This is a genomic window from Paraburkholderia sp. 2C (assembly GCF_054589215.1).
Genome location: NZ_BAAILL010000032.1, coordinates 448,041 through 466,538, shown reverse-complemented (window position 1 = coordinate 466,538; position 18,498 = coordinate 448,041). Strand labels below are relative to the sequence as shown.

At 62.2% G+C, this 18,498-nt stretch carries 16 protein-coding genes; 8 read left to right on the top strand and 8 right to left on the bottom strand.

Translation table 11 applies throughout. From position 1 onward, the window contains the following. Nucleotides 1-7 precede the first annotated feature (7 nt). Together ACYPXD_RS10295 and glmS are read left to right on the top strand one after the other, a co-directional pair. Nucleotides 8-1,300 (top strand): hypothetical protein, encoded by a 1,293-nt coding sequence (locus ACYPXD_RS10295; RefSeq protein ID WP_459711437.1) that lies wholly within the window; start codon nt 8-10, stop codon nt 1,298-1,300. 90 nt (nt 1,301-1,390) lie between these two features. Next, on the top strand, nt 1,391-3,208 hold the full coding sequence (gene glmS / locus ACYPXD_RS10290; RefSeq protein ID WP_459710471.1) for a glutamine--fructose-6-phosphate transaminase (isomerizing): 1,818 nt from the start codon (nt 1,391-1,393) through the stop codon (nt 3,206-3,208). Between the two features lie 4 nt (nt 3,209-3,212). Here the strand turns inward: glmS and ACYPXD_RS10285 are convergent, their stop codons facing one another. Beyond that, nucleotides 3,213-4,061, bottom strand: coding sequence for a hypothetical protein (locus ACYPXD_RS10285; RefSeq protein WP_459710469.1), 849 nt, complete (start codon nt 4,059-4,061; stop codon nt 3,213-3,215). 492 nt (nt 4,062-4,553) lie between these two features. On the opposite strand from ACYPXD_RS10285, the gene ACYPXD_RS10280 reads away from it, so the two are divergent. From ACYPXD_RS10280 to ACYPXD_RS10270, 3 genes are all read left to right on the top strand, one after another. Beyond that, nucleotides 4,554-5,981 carry a discoidin domain-containing protein gene (locus ACYPXD_RS10280; protein ID WP_459710467.1) on the top strand — a complete coding sequence of 476 codons (1,428 nt, stop codon included), beginning with the start codon at nt 4,554-4,556 and terminating at the stop codon, nt 5,979-5,981. 501 nt (nt 5,982-6,482) lie between these two features. Then, nucleotides 6,483-6,767 carry a DUF4148 domain-containing protein gene (locus ACYPXD_RS10275; RefSeq protein WP_459710465.1) on the top strand — a complete coding sequence of 95 codons (285 nt, stop codon included), beginning with the start codon at nt 6,483-6,485 and terminating at the stop codon, nt 6,765-6,767. Nucleotides 6,768-6,825: 58 nt separating this feature from the next. Further along, nucleotides 6,826-7,107 carry a DUF4148 domain-containing protein gene (locus tag ACYPXD_RS10270; RefSeq protein ID WP_459710463.1) on the top strand — a complete coding sequence of 94 codons (282 nt, stop codon included), beginning with the start codon at nt 6,826-6,828 and terminating at the stop codon, nt 7,105-7,107. 86 nt (nt 7,108-7,193) lie between these two features. On the opposite strand, the gene ACYPXD_RS10265 is transcribed toward ACYPXD_RS10270, so the two are convergent. From ACYPXD_RS10265 to ACYPXD_RS10255, 3 genes are read right to left on the bottom strand one after another with little or no spacing between them, the layout of a single operon-like run. Then, nucleotides 7,194-7,685 (bottom strand): GAF domain-containing protein, encoded by a 492-nt coding sequence (locus ACYPXD_RS10265; RefSeq protein ID WP_459710461.1) that lies wholly within the window; start codon nt 7,683-7,685, stop codon nt 7,194-7,196. 47 nt (nt 7,686-7,732) lie between these two features. Next, entirely contained in the window at nt 7,733-9,178 is a 1,446-nt protein-coding gene (locus ACYPXD_RS10260; protein WP_459710459.1) for an aminotransferase-like domain-containing protein, read from the bottom strand. Between the two features lie 39 nt (nt 9,179-9,217). Continuing rightward, the gene (locus ACYPXD_RS10255) at nt 9,218-10,738 is read right to left on the bottom strand and encodes an MFS transporter (protein WP_459710457.1); all 1,521 of its coding nucleotides are present in this window, start codon (nt 10,736-10,738) and stop codon (nt 9,218-9,220) included. 168 nt (nt 10,739-10,906) lie between these two features. Here ACYPXD_RS10255 and ACYPXD_RS10250 point away from each other — a divergent pair, with 168 nt between their 5' ends. Further along, nucleotides 10,907-11,791, top strand: coding sequence for a LysR family transcriptional regulator (locus tag ACYPXD_RS10250; protein ID WP_459710455.1), 885 nt, complete (start codon nt 10,907-10,909; stop codon nt 11,789-11,791). Nucleotides 11,792-11,849: 58 nt separating this feature from the next. On the opposite strand, the gene ACYPXD_RS10245 is transcribed toward ACYPXD_RS10250, so the two are convergent. After that, nucleotides 11,850-14,165, bottom strand: coding sequence for an FdhF/YdeP family oxidoreductase (locus ACYPXD_RS10245; protein WP_459710453.1), 2,316 nt, complete (start codon nt 14,163-14,165; stop codon nt 11,850-11,852). Between the two features lie 295 nt (nt 14,166-14,460). On the opposite strand from ACYPXD_RS10245, the gene ACYPXD_RS10240 reads away from it, so the two are divergent. Next, the gene (locus tag ACYPXD_RS10240; protein WP_459710451.1) at nt 14,461-15,885 is read left to right on the top strand and encodes an aminotransferase-like domain-containing protein; all 1,425 of its coding nucleotides are present in this window, start codon (nt 14,461-14,463) and stop codon (nt 15,883-15,885) included. A 34-nt stretch (nt 15,886-15,919) separates the two neighbouring features. Next, nucleotides 15,920-16,255, top strand: a complete 336-nt coding sequence (locus ACYPXD_RS10235; RefSeq protein ID WP_459710449.1) for a helix-turn-helix domain-containing protein — start codon at nt 15,920-15,922, stop codon at nt 16,253-16,255. A gap of 80 nt (nt 16,256-16,335) precedes the next feature. On the opposite strand, the gene moaA is transcribed toward ACYPXD_RS10235, so the two are convergent. The 3 genes from moaA to ACYPXD_RS10220 form a co-directional block, all read right to left on the bottom strand. Then, nucleotides 16,336-17,433: a GTP 3',8-cyclase MoaA gene (moaA, locus tag ACYPXD_RS10230; RefSeq protein WP_459711435.1), complete on the bottom strand. Its 1,098-nt coding sequence runs from the start codon at nt 17,431-17,433 to the stop codon at nt 16,336-16,338. A gap of 239 nt (nt 17,434-17,672) precedes the next feature. Then, nucleotides 17,673-18,047, bottom strand: coding sequence for a hypothetical protein (locus ACYPXD_RS10225; RefSeq protein WP_459710447.1), 375 nt, complete (start codon nt 18,045-18,047; stop codon nt 17,673-17,675). Then, nucleotides 18,019-18,468, bottom strand: a complete 450-nt coding sequence (locus tag ACYPXD_RS10220) for an SRPBCC family protein (protein ID WP_459710445.1) — start codon at nt 18,466-18,468, stop codon at nt 18,019-18,021. Before ACYPXD_RS10220 ends, ACYPXD_RS10225 begins: the two co-directional genes overlap by 29 nt. Between the last annotated feature and the right edge of the window lie 30 nt (nt 18,469-18,498).

Below are 18,498 nucleotides of genomic sequence, written 5' to 3'. Positions count from 1 at the left end.
TGTGACGATGTCGTTATATGCGGCTACGGCGGGCAGCGCGCAAGCGCCCGTAGCCGCGACTGTGGCCGCGTCCGCGGCTACTCCCGATGCAAAGTCGACCGTGAAGCCGACCGTTGCACCCGCAACGAATTCGTTCGTGGCGCCGGTCGGTGCGGTGATGGCCGTGCCCGCGCCCGGCGTGCGCGACGAGCGTAGCTTTATGCACGGTATCGGCCAGGCCGACGCGGGCGACGGCAAGACCTGGGTGTTCTTCAGCAGTTCGGGTTTGCCGCCGCACGGTGCGAATCGCAACGGCAACTGGCCGCACGACGTCTATGTCGGGCAATGGGAACCCGGTGGCGCGCGTCTGACGAATACACGTACGTTCATCAAGCGGCCGGAAGCGCAGGAGCCCGTATCGGTTGCGCAGAACACCAAGGGCACGATTTTCATCACGTTTGAAGACGGCTGGAACGCGCCGCGCAACGTAAGCCAGCGCTACGGCGTGTACTCGCAAAACCTCAAGCCGATCAAGCCTTACCCGAAAGATGTCGAGTCCGGCGGACATTCAGGGCACGTGGCCTCGGTCGGGGAACAGTTTGTCGTGTTCTATTCAGCAGACTGGGTGAACGGCGGCGGCGTCGACAATCTCGGCACCGGCGGCGGCGTCTATGCGAATGTCTATGACGGGCGTGGCCGCTTCTTGCGACACGTCAACGTCGCGGCGCATGTGCGCGAATGGTGGCCGGTCGTCGCGGGTTCGCCGACGCAGGCGCTGCTTGTCTGGCAAAAGTACATTCCGGGCAGCACGATCGCATCGCTGCAATATGCCGTGCTTGACCCGCGTACCGGCAAGATCACGCGCACCGAAGAAGGCGTCGATCCATACCGTGTTCAGTACTACGTCTATGCCGCGGCCTACGTGCCGGCTGTCGACAGGTTCGTGGTGCTTGCAACACTCGATAACGGGCGCGCCGTTGCATTTCTCGTCGACAGCAAGGGACGCCGTACCGCGGAACTCAATTGCCTGCCTGCGCTCGTGCGTGAAAGCAGCGTGGCCGTGGAAGGCAACGCGGTTTTCGTGCCGACGCAGGATGGCCGGCTGATGACGCTTGGCGTGGAAGGCGATCACATCACGCTGCGCGGCACGCAGCGCGCGCCGTTCGCGTGGGGCAATACAGGCGTGACAGGAATTGCCAACGGCGATTCGGTGCATTTCGTATCGCTGTCGCCGGACGGTTTGCGCGAGGCGAATTTCAGCACGCAGAAGCAGATCGCGGCGGGACCGGCCGATCGATGCGTCGTGCGCGCCGCGCAATGACAGTTCAAACCCTTGCCGGGAACGGAGGTAAGCAAGCAGTGCAATCCAAGCGGTCAGATTAAATAGAGAACGGTTTCAGTGGAGGTGGATATGTGTGGAATCGTGGCAGGAGTGACCCAGCGCAATATCGTGCCGATGTTGCTGGACGGTTTGAAGCGCCTCGAATACCGCGGCTATGACTCGTGCGGCGTCGCGGTGCTTCAGCAGGGCTCGGCACGGCGCGTCCGCACGCTGGCACGCGTTCGGGCGCTCGAGACGGACGTGGCCGCCGAAGCGCTCGACGGCTCGACCGGTGTCGCGCATACGCGCTGGGCCACGCATGGCGTGCCGGCGATCGACAATGCCCATCCGATTTTTTCGCGTGACCAGATCGCGGTCGTGCATAACGGCATCATCGAAAACTACGAGGAATTGCGTGAATCGTTGCGCGCGCAAGGATATGAGTTCAACAGCCAGACCGATACCGAAGTCATTGCTCACCTGGTTCATAGCCACTATTGCGGCGATCTTCTCGCAGCCGTGCATAACACGACGCGCGTGCTGCGCGGGGCGTATGCAATTGCCGTCATCTGCCGCGACGAGCCGCGGCGCGTGATCGGCGCGCGGCAGGGCTCGCCGCTCGTCGTCGGACTCGGCGACGACAGCGCGTTTCTCGCATCGGATACCTTCGCGCTCGCCAATTGCGCGCGGCGCTTTATCTACCTCGAAGACGGCGACATCGCCGATATCGTGCACAGCGAAGTACGCGTCATCGATCCGGACGGCCATGAAGTCGCTCGCGAGATTCGCTCGGTCGTCTCGAAGGCGGACGACGCGGAGCTGGGCGCCTATCGTCATTACATGCAAAAGGAGATTTTCGAGCAACCGCTTGCGGTCGCGCGGACTGCCGGACATGTGCATTCTCTCGATACGGAGCCGTTCGGTACCGTGGCGCCTGAGATGCTGGCGGGCGTCGAACGTGTGCTGATGCTGGGTTGCGGCACGAGCCACTATGCGGCATTGACCGCGCGCGGCTGGTTCGAGCATCTCGCGGGCATCTCCGCGCATGCGGAGATATCGAGCGAGTTCCGCTATCGCGATCATGTGAAAGAGCGCGGCACGCTTGTCGTGCCGATCTCGCAATCAGGCGAGACGGCCGATACGCTTGCCGCGCTGCGTTACGCGCAGTCGATGGGCGAAGCGCTGACGCTGACCATCTGTAACGTCGCGGCGAGCGCGATGGTGCGGCAAAGCAGATGGGCGTTCGTGACGCAGGCGGGCCCGGAAATCGGTGTCGCTTCGACGAAGGCGTTTACGACGCAGCTTGCCGCGCTGTTTCTGCTCGCACTGACGATTGGCAGGCGCCGCGGGCGGATCAGCGACGAAGAAGCGGTTGCCTATTTGCGCCAACTCGCGGGCCTGCCCGATGCGTTGCGCAGCGTGCTTGCGCGCGAGCCGCAGATCATGGCCTGGGCGGAGGAGTTGTATCGAAAGGAGAATGCGCTTTTTCTCGGGCGAGGTCTGCATTTCCCGATCGCGCTAGAGGGCGCGTTGAAACTCAAGGAGATCTCGTATATCCATGCCGAAGGCTACCCTGCGGGCGAACTCAAGCACGGGCCGCTGGCGCTCGTGACCGATGCGATGCCGGTAATCGTCTCGGCACCGAACGATGGGCTGCTGGACAAGCTGAAATCGAATATCCAGGAAGTGCATGCGCGAGGTGGGCAGCTCTATGTGATTGCCGATGCGGACACGCAATTGTCGAGTTCGCCCGGGGTGCGCGTGATCCGGATGCCTGCGTATTACGGTCCGCTGTCGCCGGTGCTGCACGTCATAGCGTTCCAGTTGCTCGCCTATCACGTCGCGTGCATGCGCGGAACCGACGTCGACAAACCGCGCAACCTCGCGAAATCGGTCACCGTCGAATGACCGGTCAGTGATGCTGGTAAATATTCGAATTGTGCGGCGCGATCGTGTTGGCCGTTTCGCTGTTCCACTGCATCGGCTGATCGAAGTCGCGTTGCACGCGGCGCGGGCCGTTGCCCGCGCCATGGAACGGATCGACTGCCGGAGCCTTCGTCGCATACTTACGCACGCATCCGCGCTGATTTGCGCTCGTGCACGCGTTGGCCGCGCGCAAGGCGGGCTCGCGACGAGCCGCCGATTGCGTCGTGCGCGCACGTTCGCGCGCTGGCGGCGCCGCTGCGGCATTTTGTTTCTTCTCTGTGGGCCGCGGCGACGCCTCGGCGAGCGGAGCAGCTTCCGACGCGGGCTGCGCTACCGCTAACGTGGCCGATGCCGCGATTTCAGGGTATGCCGCGAGATCGCCGGGCAGCCACGTCATGCCTATCACGCGCGGCATGAGCGCTTCCGCTCGACGCACCGCGGGATTCCCCATTCCTGCTATTGCCACATACCCGCCGAACACCAGCGCGAATGCGCTGAGCGCGACACCCAACCCTATCCACGCGGCCGCGTTATTGTTCTGATCAATCGACTCTGAAGCAGATTCTGAAAAAGGGCCGTTGTCAATCGTATGATGTGTACCACCAGGTATTGCGAACCCCATCGCAATAGGTGGGATGATTATTTTGTCAGATCGATCCTTGTCATTTGACGTTCGTGGTCGGGGTTCACTGAGGTCGAGACTCACACATTCGGCGCTGTCCGAACGCGAGCGATCAAGCGGGGAACGAACGCGACGCAATAACCCGTCGGAAACGGAAGCGAGGTAAGCACGGATGTGAATGGGCATTTTCACCTCATGTGCCTGCGTTTTCATCACGTTTTACTCTAGCAGACAGACGCCCGTTTTCACGACAAAAGATGCGATGTTTTGCGGGCTGTCCCCCAAAAGAAATAAATAGGGGTGCTACGTAATTGTTTATCTTCCGACCCCATACGGCATGCGATGTGCGGTCAAAATTTCAGAATAGACAAGCGCATTTTTCATTCCCGAGTCTTTATTTTTAAGACAACAGAGGGTATCCTCCAGGCTCATTTGTCTGTCATTAGGTTTCGTTTCGCAGTCCACGCGGCTGCTCATCGAAGCCTGCCAACGCGAAAGAAACGAACGTTCGGCGTGCGAGTTTTTCCCTGCACGCAGTCCTGAGCTTCTTTCCTCCAGCTTCGCCAACTCAGCGAATTGGCGTTTTTTTCCTCGGCATCCACCCGAGGTGGCGGAGCTTTTGTCCTTGAAAAAGGACGGCGGACAGATTTACCGCGTCCGCGCCACTTCGGCTAGAGCGGCCATTAATCATAGGAATCCTAAATTTTGCGACTGCCTTCCCTCTCCCCCCGTCTCGCTGCTGCTGGTTTCGTTCTCACGGCCCTCGCAGGCCAGGTCCAGGCAGCGTGTGTCAACAGCCCGGCCTCGCAATCGAATTCGACTTTCCCGACCACGCTCACCGGCAAGCTCGCGTATCACAGCTACGTCAGCTACGGTGACGGCACAAGCCAGATCTTCATCTACGATTTCTCGGCGCATACTTTGACGCAAGTGTCAAAGAGCTCGTGGGGTATCAAGGACCCGATGAACGCGGTGTTCAGCCCGGATGGTAAATGGCTTGTATTCATGGGCGAGACGAACAACGCGTGGAACGTGTTTATGTGGCAGGTCGGCTCGAACAGTGCGCCAATCAACATGACGAACAGCACGGGCCAGACGCGCAACGAAGACCCGAAATTCAGCAAGGACGGCAGCAAGCTGTTCTTCAAGCAAAACGGCGATGTGATGGAAGCGACGGTGTCGTTCACGAGCGGCGGTCCGCAGTTCACGTCCGTTGTCAACATCACGAACACGGCGCCGGGCATTGAAAGCTCGATGCCGTTCCCGTCGCCCGATAACAGTGCGGTGTACTTCGCGACGGGCGTGGGCGCGGCGTCGGGCCTCTACAGGGAAACGATTGCGACGCATCAGAAGGTTGCGTTCGATACGCCGTCGGGCCTCGAGACCTACTACCCGATGGTGCGCGGCGACGGTACGGTGTTTTACGCGCGCTGGAACAGCGCGTCGGGCAAGGCCGATCAGATCTACACGAAGGTCAACCCGGGCGACGCCCCGAACCAGCTGTCGATCAACGACTGTAAGGGCAATAACTCGGATCCGGCGCCGGTCGACAACACGAACTACGTGTTCTTCTCGTCGACGACCCAAGGCGGTTATCAGTTGTACGTCGCCGATATCAGCACTGGCAAGCGCTGGAATCTGGCGCAATTCGGCGTGAACTCGGACACGACCAAGGCGAAGCTCGGTTCGAACTACTGGAGCGGCACCAGCACGTCGACGCCGCCGGGCCAGACGCTGCTGTCGCAAGGCAAGCCGGCCACTGCCTCGTCGAGCTACAACTCGACCCTGACGGCCGCCAAGGCCTTCGACGGCAATACGGCGAACACGTCGCGTTGGGATTCGATCGAGGGAAGCGCCGCGGGTACGCAGTGGATTACGGTCGATCTCGGCGCAGTGAAGACGGTTTCCGCCGTCGATATCTACTGGGATGCAGGCGCGAAGACGTATCAGATCCAGACGTCGAACGACAACGCGAACTGGACGACGATCTACTCGACGTCGAGCGGCGTAGGCTCGGGTCACGTGTCGCTCGCGAACCTGAAGGGCAGCGGCCGCTATGTGCGTATGTACGGCACGCAGCGTGCGACGTCGTGGGGCTATTCGATCGACGAAATGCAGGTCTGGGGTTCGTAAGCAGCGCTGCTTCGCGCGCGTGGGCTCGCATAGGCAGCTACGCGATGGCTGCGCGCGCGAATGCGGGAGACGATAGCAGACGGCGATTCGATACAGGAGCCTGCACGGACATGACAGTTTCCTTAACGGGATGAACCTGTGACGAGTGCGTTTCAAAAGCGCACTCTCTGTCTGCATTCTTCCTTTCCCTGCCACTGCATACATCATTGCGCGCGCAACTTATGTGTCCATCGTCTTCATGCTCGACGCGCAACAGCATGGCAACGCGTTTATTTCCGATCGAACGCGGCGCATGTGACTTTTTCCGAATTGCAGGAGAACGTTTGTTGGTCTATCACGAAAGGACATCCGAACAAGACAAAAAGCGTCGAAAAAGACAACGCTGCTGCAGCGGCGAGTAAATAATTTTCGGACGCCGGAATAGTGATCGTGGTGGCGATGTTCATGCAAATGTGGGCGCCGCTTATCCCACTCCCCCGTGATCACTGAAGGAGTCTGAAAATGAAGTTGCTTGCGATGCTGACGATGTCTGCCGCCGTCCTTGCTTCAACGACGGTTTTCACCAACGCCTTCGCGCAGGACACCACGCGCGCGGATGCCGATCCGACCAGCCAGCAGCAGGTGGTGCGCAACGACAACGCCCAACACACGGGCACTGGCGAAGGCCCCGGTATGACGGGCATGAGCCAGAGCGGCCAGCGGGCGATGACGCCGAACGATACGTCCAACAGTCAGAAGCCGTGTGTCGGTCCTGTGAGTTACTGCAACATCTACTTTGGTAGCTGATACGAAGCGCTCGATTCCGGTTTTCGAAGACCTTTTGACCAATCAAGGAATTCAGATCATGAAGACGCTTATCTATCTGACGTTGGCAGCCGGTGCGATGGCTGTGCCAGCCTTGTCGTTTGCGCAATCGTCGGTGACGCGCGCGCAAGTGAACGAGGAGCTCGCGCAGCTTGTGCGTGCGGGTTACGACCCGTCAGCCGGTGAAAACGTGCACTACCCGGAGGATATTCTTGCCGCTGAAGCGAAGGTCGCCCAGCAAGGTGGGACGCGCGCGCCGTCGGTCGGTAATTCGGGTGCGGGAACGGCAGTGAGCCAGGCGGCCGTCAATGAAGCGCGATAGAAAATGCCTGAACATGGAGCGGGGCTGGTTTTGCCCCCGCTCGATCTTTGCGTCTGAGTGAGCGGTTTGTGTCCTTCGTCTTCCGGTTACCTGTCGACAGATTCGACAAATACCTTTGCGACTGCTTCGAGTCCCTTCCGGTCTTCGTCGTTAAAACGCGCGAGCACGGGGCTATCCAGATCCAGTACACCGAGCAGTTCGCCGTTTCGTGTGACTAAGGGAATCACGATTTCCGATTGCGATGCCGCATCGCATGCGATGTGATCCGCGAACGCATGCACATCCGGCACGACTTGCGTCTGTCGTGTGGCAGCGGCTGTACCGCATACGCCGCGTCCGATCGCGATGCGTACGCACGCCGGTTTGCCTTGAAACGGGCCGACGACCAGTTCGCCGTCGATCAGAAAATAGAAGCCGGCCCAGTTCAGCTGCGGCATCGTGTGATAAAGCAACGCCGCGAAATTCGCTGCGTTGGCGACCTGATTCGTTTCACCGGCTAACAGCGCATGCGCCTGTTGTTCGAGTTCGGCGTAGAAGGCCGGCTTCGGCAGGTTGGTGGAAATAGTGCCCTCGAACATGGGAATGGCCCCTTCTGAAATGATGTAAAGCGCAGAAGCGCGGGATTTCACCGCTGCTTCGCAAGCGCGGACGCCGGTGCCGGCACGCGTCGCACGAGTTCGCCAAGCACGCGCAGCGCGTCGTCGATCTTCGCGTTCCACGGATGGCCGAAATTGAGCCGTATGCAGTTTTCAAACGCGTGCGCGACAGAAAACATCGGACCGGGCGCGACGCTGATACCGTGTTCGATGGCAAGCCGATGCAATTCCATTGCGTCGATCGGCTCGGGAAATTCGAGCCATACGAAATAGCCGCCATCGGGCCGCGTCCATTTCACGCCGGGCGGCATCCAGCGCCGGATCGCGGCATCCATGCTGGCGAGCTGCGCGAGCAAGGCCGAGCGCAGCTTGCGCAGATGGCGGTCGTAGCCGCCGTGCTGCAGATAGTCGGCAAGGCCCGCTTGCACGGGAATACTCGCCGAGAGCGTGGTCATCAGTTTGAGTTTTTGCACCTTGTCCGCGAATTTGCCCGCGGCGACCCAGCCGATGCGGTAGCCGGGCGCAAGCGTCTTCGAGAACGAACTGCAGTGCATGACCATGCCGCGCTTGTCGAATGCGCGCGCCGGCAACGGATAATCGGCCTGAAAATGCAATTCGCCGTACACGTCGTCTTCGATGAGCGGGACGTCATGTCGATCGAGCAATTCGACGAGCGCGCGTTTTTTCTCAACTGTCAGTGTCACGCCGGTCGGGTTCTGGAAGTTCGTCATGAACCAGCACGCGCGAATCGGATAGCTTTTTAGCGCCTGCTCGAGTGCGTCGAGATCGAGTCCGCTACGCGGGTCGACGGGAATTTCGACGGCACGCAAATCGAGCCGTTCGATGGCCTGCAACGCTGCATAAAACCCCGGCGATTCGATCGCCACGACGTCGCCTGGGCGCGTAACGGCCATCAGACACAGGTTCAGCGCGTCGAGCGCGCCGTTGGTGACGACCAGCTCTTCAGCGGGCTGCGCGATGCCCATGCCGAGGTAGCGCAGCGCGATCTGGCTGCGCAGCGCCTCGTTGCCCGGCGGAAGATCGGCGACGGTGCTCCATGGGCTCACGAAACGCGCCGATTGACCAAGCGATCTGGCGAGGCGCTGAAGCGGAAACAGCAGGGGCGACGGAAACGCGGAGCCGAGCGGCACGATGCCCGGATGCTTGGCTGCTTCGAGTACCGAGAAAACCAGATTGCTGATGTCGACCTTGGCCGGTTCGGCGGGCGCTTTGGCGGCTTGCCGCGCATGGCCTTGCGCGACCGCCGCGCCCGGCGCGACGTAGTAGCCGGAGCGCTCCTGCGCGCGTATCAAGCCCCACTCTTCGAGCAGGTAGTACGCGCGAAATACCGTGGACTGGCTCACGCCGTGCTGCGCGATGACCTGGCGCAGCGAAGGCATGCGCGCGCCTACCTTGAGGCTCCCCGAGCGGATCTCCGCGGCCATTGTATTGGCGAGTACTTCATATCGTGTCATCGCGATTGTCGTCGTGAGCGCGCGGATGCGCGCACGACATTATCGCGCGCCGCGTCGCATCGAGCAGAACACGATGATAGCGGCCGCGAGTGCAACCACCGCCGCGACCAGGAACGCATTGCCGAAGCCCGCGCCGTAGCCGGTATGCGCCAGATGCACGACGCTTTGCACGACTGATGGCGGATACAACTGTGTGGCGCGTTCGAAATCGCCCGCGACGATGCGGTCGACGAAACCTGGCTCGGCCGGCACGTTCGCGTTGGCGAGATTACGTAGCACTGCATCGTGCACGCTGACCGCGAGCACGGCGCCGAGGCCGGAAAAGCCGAGCAGAATGCCCGAGAAACGCGACGTCGTGCTGATGCCGGACGCCATGCCCGCCCGGTCGCGCGGCACCGTGCCCATAATCGCCTTTTGCGTTTCCCCGTTCAGCAGGCCACCGCCGCTGCCGAGCAGCGCCATGCCCGCGAGTAGTACCGCGAAGCCTCCGGAATGGGCGGCGACGCTCATCACCGCGTTGCCGATGCCGACCACGAACAGGCCGATCGTCAGGATCTGATACGACGCGAGGACTTTGCCGAGCCGGCGGCCGACCATCGGCAGGAACAGCATCGCGAGCGCGAACGGCAGCATGCCGACGCCCGCATCGAGCGCGCTTTCGCCGCGCGCATTCTGCAGAAAGAGCGGCAGCAGCGACGCCATGACCTGTGCGCAGGCCGCATACGCGAACATCGCGACGATCGCACCGACGAACGGCCACGCGCGAAATAGCGAGAGATCGAGCATCGGATGCGCGCGGCGGCGCTCGACAAGCGCAAAGAGCGCGAACAGAGCCACGCCCGCGAGCGCGCGCAGCACGACCGCTTCACTGGTCCAGCCGCGCTCGGGCCCGAGAATCAGTGCCCATGTGAGGCCGAACATCGCCGCTGCGAAGAGGCCGATGCCGGGAAAGTCGAGCGTGCGCGGCGTTGGGTCGCGCGATTCCTCAATAATCCTCAACACCGCGATGGCAAGCGCCGCGCAGATCGGCACATTGATATTGAACGCCCAGCGCCAGCCGAGATATGCGCTGATCACGCCGCCGGTCAGCGGCGAGACGACCATCGTCAGCCCCATGATGCCGCCCCAGATGGCCCACGCCCGAGCGCGTTCGTTTTCGCCGTGAAATGCGTGGCCGATGATCGCGAGTGCGGGCGCCAGCTGAAACGCGGCGCCGACGCCCTGCAGCGCCCGCGCGACGTAGAGCGCCTGCGCGGTCGGCGCCATGCCGCAGGCGAGCGACGAAAGCGCGAACAGCGTAATGCCGACGATAAACACGCGCTTGCGGCCGAAGCGGTCGGCAATCGAGCCGGCCGGCAGCAGCAGCGACGCGAAGCACAGCACGTAGGCGCTGATCACCCATTCGATATCGGCGAACGACGCGTTGAGGTCGCGTGCGATGGTGGGCAGCACGATGCCGACCACGTTCGTGTCGAGGACGGTCATCGCGCAGCCGAGCGAAGCGGTCAACAGCAGCGGGGTGTTGCGCGACATCGTCGGCGCAGCGGAAATCGAGCTCATCGGAGTTTTGCCGGTTGCGGTGCGTCCGCGAGACACGGCGGCGCACAGATTGAATAAGCCGGTGAGTAGCGGCCCGATCGTTATTCAACCAGCCCTCGCTATTGAGCGCATTATCGGCGTTTGTAAATATAATTAGCTACAGACTAATTGAACGGCGGTAATCGGAAGATGGAGCTAAGACACCTTCGGTATTTCATCGCGGTCGCCGAGCAACTGCATTTCGGCCAGGCGGCCGAGACGCTCGGTATTGCGCCGCCCACGCTCACGGTGCAGATCCAGCAGATCGAGCGTACGCTCGACGCGCAGCTTTTCACGCGCACGAAGCGCTCGGTTGCGTTGACGCAGGCCGGCGAGGCGTTTCTCGTCGAAGCGCGCGCGGCGCTCGAGCAATTCGAGCGCGCGATCAATATCGGACGGCGAGCAGGGCGCGGCGAACTGGGGCGCGTGAATCTCGGTTTCGTCGGCTCGGCGGCGTTTAGCGGCGTACTGCAGCAGCAGGTGCGCGCGTTTCGCGAGGCGCGCCCGCACGTGTTCATCGATACGCACGAGTTTCCGATGGATGACCTGCCGGCGCTGCTCGAAGACGGGCGCGTCGATATCGCGTTTGTGCGCATGCCGGTCGAGCTGTCCACTGCGTTGCGCACGCATGTATTGCTGCGCGACCGCTTTTGCGCAGCGTTGCCGGCCGAGCATCCGCTTGCGCAGGCGGATGCGCCGATCCGGTCGCGCCTGCTTGCCGGCGAGCATTTCGTGGTGCCGGAGCAGCGCGAGGGCACGTTCGAGGTCGGGCGGCGCGGCCGGTTCAGTCCGCAAATCGTCAGTGCGCCCGGCGGGCTCGTGTCGGTGCTGACCGACGTGTCGCTCGGCGTGGGTGTCGCGATCGTGCCGAACGTGCTGACGAAAGCGGTCGAGGTGCCGAATGTGGTCTACAAGGAGATTGCCGGCGGCCCGATTGCGTCGGAAGTGGCCGCGGTGTTCCGGCGGTTCGAGCGCGCACCGGCGGTGAAAAGCCTGATCGATCAGGTCACACGGACGCCGGCGCAAGCCGCATGAGCGGGGCGCGCAGTGAGGCGTTGCGCGCCGCCATACCGCTGAACCGTGTTGCCGACGGTTACGCGGCGTGCCGATGCAGCAGCACCGGAATCGACTTCGACGTCGGGGTATTGCTCACGTCGCCCACGCTATGCAGCGGCACGAGCGGATTCGTTTCCGGGTAATACGCGCCGATGCAGCCGCGCGGAATGTCGTATTCGACGAGGCGGAAACCATCCGCGCGCCGCTCGATGCCGTCTTCCCAGACGGTTTCCATATCGACCCATTCGCCGTTCGCGAAACCCAGCATCTCGAGGTCGTCCGCGTTCATGAACACGACGCGGCGCTGGCCGTACACGCCGCGATAGCGGTCGTCGAGCGCGTATATGGTGGTGTTGTACTGGTCGTGCGAGCGCGTCGTCATCAGCGTCATCACGCGTTCGCCGTGCAACGCGCGGGCGCGTTTGATCGGCGTGTCGCGCTCGACCGGATGAACGATGAACTGCGCTTTACCCGACGGCGTGAGCCAGATCCGCTCGCTCGAGGCGATACGCAGGCGGAAACCGCCCGGGTGCTTGATTCGCTCGTTGTAGCCGTCGAAGCCCTCGATGCTCTTTTCGACTGCGTCGCGAATGCGTGCGTAATCTTCCGCGTACCAGAGCCACGGCACTTTCTTGCTGCCGAGCGTGGCGTGCGCGATGCCGGCGACAATCGCGATTTCCGATTGCAGATTCTTCGACGCCGGAATATTCATCCCGTACGACACGTGCACCATCGACATCGAATCTTCGACGGTCACGCCTTGTGAATAACCGCCTTGCACGTCGATCTCGGTGCGGCCGAGCGTCGGCAGAATCAGCGCATCCTTGCCGTGCACGAGGTGGCTGCGGTTCAGCTTCGTCGTGATGTGCACGGATAGATCGCACATGCGCAGCGCTTCGAAGGTGCGCGGCGTATCCGGCGTCGCGATCGAGAAATTGCCGCCGAGGCCGATCAGCACTTTCACCTTGCCTTCGAGCATTTCCGCGATCGTTTCGACGACGTCGAGGCCGTGCCCGCGCGGCGGTTCGAAGTCGAATGCCTTGCCGAGCCTGTCGAGGAACGCCTGCGTCGGCTTGTCCTCGATGCCCACCGTGCGGTTGCCCTGCACGTTCGAATGGCCGCGCACCGGGCACAGGCCCGCGCCTTCGCGGCCGATATTGCCGCGCATCATCATCACATTCGACAGCATGTGGATGGTCGCGACCGAGTTCTTGTGCTGCGTGAGGCCCATGCCCCAGCACGCAATCACGCGGCGGCCCTTCGCGTAGATTTGCGTCAGCGATTCGATTTCGTCGAACGGCAGGCCCGCTTCCTCGACGAGCAGGTCCCACGATTCCGCGCGCAAGTCGTCGGCAAACGCGGCGAAGTTCGTGGTGTGCGCGTCAATAAATTCGACGTCGAGCACGCGTTCGGTGCCGGCTGCCTGGGCCGCGTCGTCCATTTCGACGAGGCGCTTCGCCACCCCTTTCAACAGCGCGAAATCGCCGCCGAGCTTCGGCCGGATAAATGTCGATGCAATTTTGGTGCTGCCGCCGGTCAGCATTTCGATCGGATGTTGCGGGCTTGCGAAGCGCTCGAGTCCGCGCTCGCGCAGCGGGTTGATCGACACGATCGTTGCGCCGCGCTTCGCGCATTCGCGCAGTTCGCCGAGCATGCGCGGGTGATTCGTCGCGGGGTTCTGGCCGAAGACGAGGATCGTGTCCGCATGCTCGAAGTCGTCGAGGACGACGGTGCCCTTGCCGACCCCGACCGTGCCCGGCAAGCCGCGGCTCGTCGCTTCGTGACACATGTTCGAGCAGTCGGGGAAGTTGTTCGTGCCGTACATGCGCACGAACAGCTGGTAGAGAAACGCGGCTTCGTTGCTGGCGCGGCCCGACGTGTAGAACGCGGCCTGATGCGGGCTGTCGAGCTTATTCAGATGACGCGCGATCAGCTGATAGGCGTCGTCCCAGCCGATCGGTTTGTACTTGTCGGTGGCGGAGTCATAGACCATCGGATCCGTGAGGCGGCCGTGCTGCTCGAGTTCGTAGTCGCTCTGCTCCATCAGCTCGGCGACCGTGTGCGCTTCGAAAAACGCAGGGGTGACGCGCTTGCCGGTCGCTTCCGCAGCCACCGCTTTTACGCCGTTTTCGCAAAATTCGAATGTCGATGCCTTCTCGCGGTCGGGCCACGCGCAGCCCGGACAGTCGAATCCATCCGGCTGGTTCTGGCGGAACAGGGTGCGGTAGTTGGTGCCGGATACCTTCTCCTTGATCAGATTCAGCGCGACATACTTCAGCGCGCCCCATCCCGCTGCCGCGTGTTTATATGGCTCGATGCGTCCTTGCTGCTTCAGTTCCTTGATTTGTTCCACGACGTTGACTCCGCGATCCATTCGGCTGCGACCGCTGCTGCGTCGATTTGCGCCTTGTATTCACGCGGCGTTCGACGTAATGCGGTCTATGCGATGGATAGTAGGGCGGCGCAAGCGCGGCGGGCAGACACACAACGCGCGACGGCAGAGGAGTACAGTCGAGTTTTCGCTGCACGCGAAAGGTGCACAGTGCTCGCCGAGGCTTAGGCGTGACCGATGGCACAATGCGGCTCATTGTCCCGAGCCGCGCGATCAGCGTGACGAGCGGGGCGCGTCCGCGACGGGGGGAAGGGCGTTGAAACTGTACGAGAAGCTTGCCGACGACATCGAGGCACTCGTCACGCAGGGCGTTTATCGGCCCGGCGAGAAGATTCCTTCGGTGCGCCGCACGAGCCAGCATCATCGTTTGAGCATTACGACCGTGCTGCGCGCGTATGCGCTGCTCGAAAGCCGCGGAGTAATCGAAAGCCGCCCGCAATCCGGTTATATCGTGCGTCCTCAAGGGCCGGCTGTTGCAGCCGAACTGGCGCCGTCGAAGCCTTTGGCCATTTCCGCGTCGGTCGACGTGAGCCGGCTCGTGCTGTCGACGCTGCGTTCGATTCGCAGCGACGAAGCGGTGCCGCTCGGTTCGCCGTATCCGGATCCGTCCGCGTTTCCGTATCAGCGGATCAACCAGTACGCGAATGCCATCGCGCGGCGCCCGGGCTTGTGGCACGGCTCCGAAGAGCTGCCGCCGGGCGCCCGGCCGCTGATCGGCCAGATCGCGAAACGCTATCTGGAGAATGGGCTCACCATCGACCCGAACGAGATCGTGATTACCGTCGGCGCGACCGAGGCGATCAATCTGTGCCTGCAGGCGGTGGCGAAGCCCGGCGATGTGATCGCCGTCGAATCGCCGACCTTTTACGCGATGCTGCACGCCATCGAGCGCATGGGCATGCGGGCGATCGAGGTCGCGACGCATCCGCGCGAAGGCATCGATCTCGGCGCGCTCGCGGACATTCTGAAATCGCAGAAGATCGGCGCGTGCATGGTGATGCCGAACTTCCAGAATCCACTCGGTTTCCAGATGCCCGACGACAAGAAGCGCGAGCTCGTCGAACTGCTTGCGCGTTACGACGTGCCGGCGATCGAAAACGACGTCTATCACGAGCTGTATTACGGGCACTCGCATCCGACGGCCCTCAAGTCTTACGACGAGAAAGGTCTTGTGCTGCATTGCGCGTCGTTTTCGAAGAGCCTGTCGGCGATGTACCGGATCGGCTGGGCCATCACCGGACGCTACCGGGAGCAGGTCGAAAAGCTCAAGTTCCTCAATACGCTGACGACGCCGTCGATCCCGCAGCTCGCGATTGCCGAGTATCTGAAGAACGACAGCTACGACCATCATCTGCGCAAGCTGCGTAAAGCGTACGCGCAGCAGGCGAATCTGATGAAGGCGATGGTCAAGCGCTTCTTTCCGGACGGCACGAAGATGTCGGAACCGGTGGGCGGCTATGTGCTGTGGGTCGAGTTGCCGGCCGAGGTCGATTCGATGCAGCTCTATCAGCTCGCGCTTGCCAACGGCATTACTGTCGGGCCCGGTTATATGTTTTCGACGACGCCGAGCTACCGGAACTTTATCCGGCTCAATTACAGTTACCCTTGGAACGAGCAGGTTGAAAAGGCGGTGATTATGCTGGGCAAGCTGGTTGCATCGTGTATGCGGTCGGCAGCTTGAGCGCGGCGATTCCATAAAGAACGGGAGGACATCAATGAGTGCGACTGGAGACGACGCGCCACACGACCCGCAAGCGCCACGCGAGCCGCAAGAACACGACGGCGCGCCGGATATGAACGATCCGCAAGTGCAGCTCGTCGTTGTGCTCGGCGAGCTGTGGGGCGCGCGCGATGAATCGCCCGGCAAGCCGTGGTCGCTCGCGAAGCTCAGCAAGCGCGCGCAACTGCCGATGAGCACGCTGCGGCGTTTGTTGACCGAGTTGACCGCAGCGGGTCTCGTCGATGTCGAGTCGCGGCCGGATGGCACCGGATCGGCCGTGTTGACCGAGCAGGGCGCGCAGGTATGTGCCGATCTGTTTGACGGTTCGTAATGCCCTGATGTGCCGCTTGCCGTTTGCATGACGCGCTCTTTGCGGTTCGTCGCCTGATCGCTGCTTGAGCGCTTGAGCGCCTAGCCGCCGACAAGCGACATCCGCACCGTCGGATAACGCTTTTTTCCCGGCATCAGGCGCGTTGCCTCGCGCAACTCCGAATAGCGGTCGCCACGGCGCGTCCAAACTTCGCGGATTTCGCCCGCGAGGTCGTTCGCGCTGCAGCCGCTTTTCACGAGCCGGCGCAAATCGAATGAATCGGTCGCGAAGAGGCACAGGAACAGTTTGCCGTCCGCGCTGACGCGTGCGCGCGTGCAGTCGCCGCAAAACGGGTGCGATACGCTCGAGATGAAACCGACTTCGCCCGCGCCGTCCGGGTAGCGATAGATCTGGGCGGTATCGCCAAGCTTGTGCTGCTCGCCGGCGCGCAAGGGGAAGACCGCTTCGAGCGCACGGCGCGCGTCGGCGGAAGTAAACACGCCGCTTTGTGTCCACGACGCCGCGCCGCCGACGTCCATAAATTCGATAAAGCGCACCGTCACACCGCTCAAGCGGAAATGGCGGGCAAGCGGCACGATCTGGTGTTCGTTGACGCCGCGCTCGATCACCGTATTCACCTTGACCGGCGCGAGGCCGGCCGCGCACGCTGCCTCGATGCCTTCGAGCACGCGCGAAACCGGAAAGTCGACACCGTTCATCCGGCGAAATACATCGTCGTCGAGACCGTCGAGGCTGACCGTCACGCGTTGCAAGCCGGCTGCCTTGAGCGCGCGGGCCTTCGCGGCGAGCAGCGAACCGTTGGTCGTCAGCGCGAGTTCGACCGGTGTGCCGTTTCGCGTCGTCATCGCCGCGAGCCGTTCGATCAGCCGTTCGAGGTCCTTGCGCAGCAGCGGCTCGCCGCCGGTGAGGCGGATCTTGTCGACGCCTAACCGCACGAATGCGCCGGCAAGCGTCGTCAATTCGTCGAACGACAGGCGTTCCGTTGCACTTAGAAAACGGTAGTCCTTCGTGAAGACTTCCTTCGGCATGCAGTACGTGCAACGGAAATTGCACTGGTCGATGACCGAGAGCCGCAGGTCTTTGAGCGGACGGCCCAGTGCGTCGAAACAATCCGATTGCTGGCCGAAGCCTGGTGCGTGAACAGTTGGGGTTTGCGTGCGCGCGGACGCTTCGCGTATGGATAGCGCCTGCAGTGAAGCGCCGGCGGAGGGTTGTGCATCGGATTGGACTTCAGCTTCCGGTAGACAGACAGTGCTCACGCGCGGGCCTCTCAGTGCGGCGCGCCCGGTTTTACCGGCCTATGCGCCTTACTTTGAGGATAAAAGCATTGAGGTGCGCCGCGTGCGTACAGAGCGTCGGCCGCTGATAGAACACAGTTGGCGCGTGCCGGAAGCGTGCGCCGCGGCATCGCGCGGCTTCAGTGCCCCGCGCCTCCGTACATCACGCAGCTGATGAGCAGTGTGCCGCCATTGTCCGTATCGCCGTTCACGTTCGCCACATGCGATTGCGCATCGCCGCATCGCCATTCGACGACGAAATTGTTGCCGCATGCCGCCGGGGCTGTATGAGCCCCGGCATGCACGACGTATGCGCAGGTGTCGCGGTTGTTGCAGGACGATGCGGCGTCGTTTGTCAGGTTGCCCGCGCGCGCGTCGCATGCGTCGCCGTATGTCGCCGATGCGATGCGGATTGTTCCTGCGGAAAGATCGGGTGAAGCCGCGACGAGCGTCGCGGCTGCGGCCAGCGCGGCGGCGCGTGTGCCGTTAGATGTCCTTTGTGGGTAGCACCACATGGCCGGTCTCCAGCAGCGACTTGAGATTCGACAGGATGCGCGGCCAGCCGCCCGATACCGCGCGGATAAAGTTCGAATCGTCTTTTTCGATCGAGTGTGTGATCGTCAGTTTTGCCGCGTCGCCGGACGTTTCGATTTCCATCACGCACAGCGAATACCCCTCGGCCTTCAATTCCGGCCTGAATTCGTTGCGCCAGCGGATGGCGAGCCGCTTGGGCGGTGTGCTTTCGACGATCTCTCCCGTATCGGCCACGCGCCCGTCCGGGAACATCATCCGCCACGACGAACCGCTCTGCCAGTCGGATTCGCAATGCATGCCGAACCAGTATTGCCGCATGAAATCGGCGCTGGTCAACGCCGTCCAGAGCCTGTCCGCCGACGTGCGGATATACGTGACATACACGAACGTGCTGCTTTCCATGGTAGCCCTCCAGACATCGCATTGCACTGC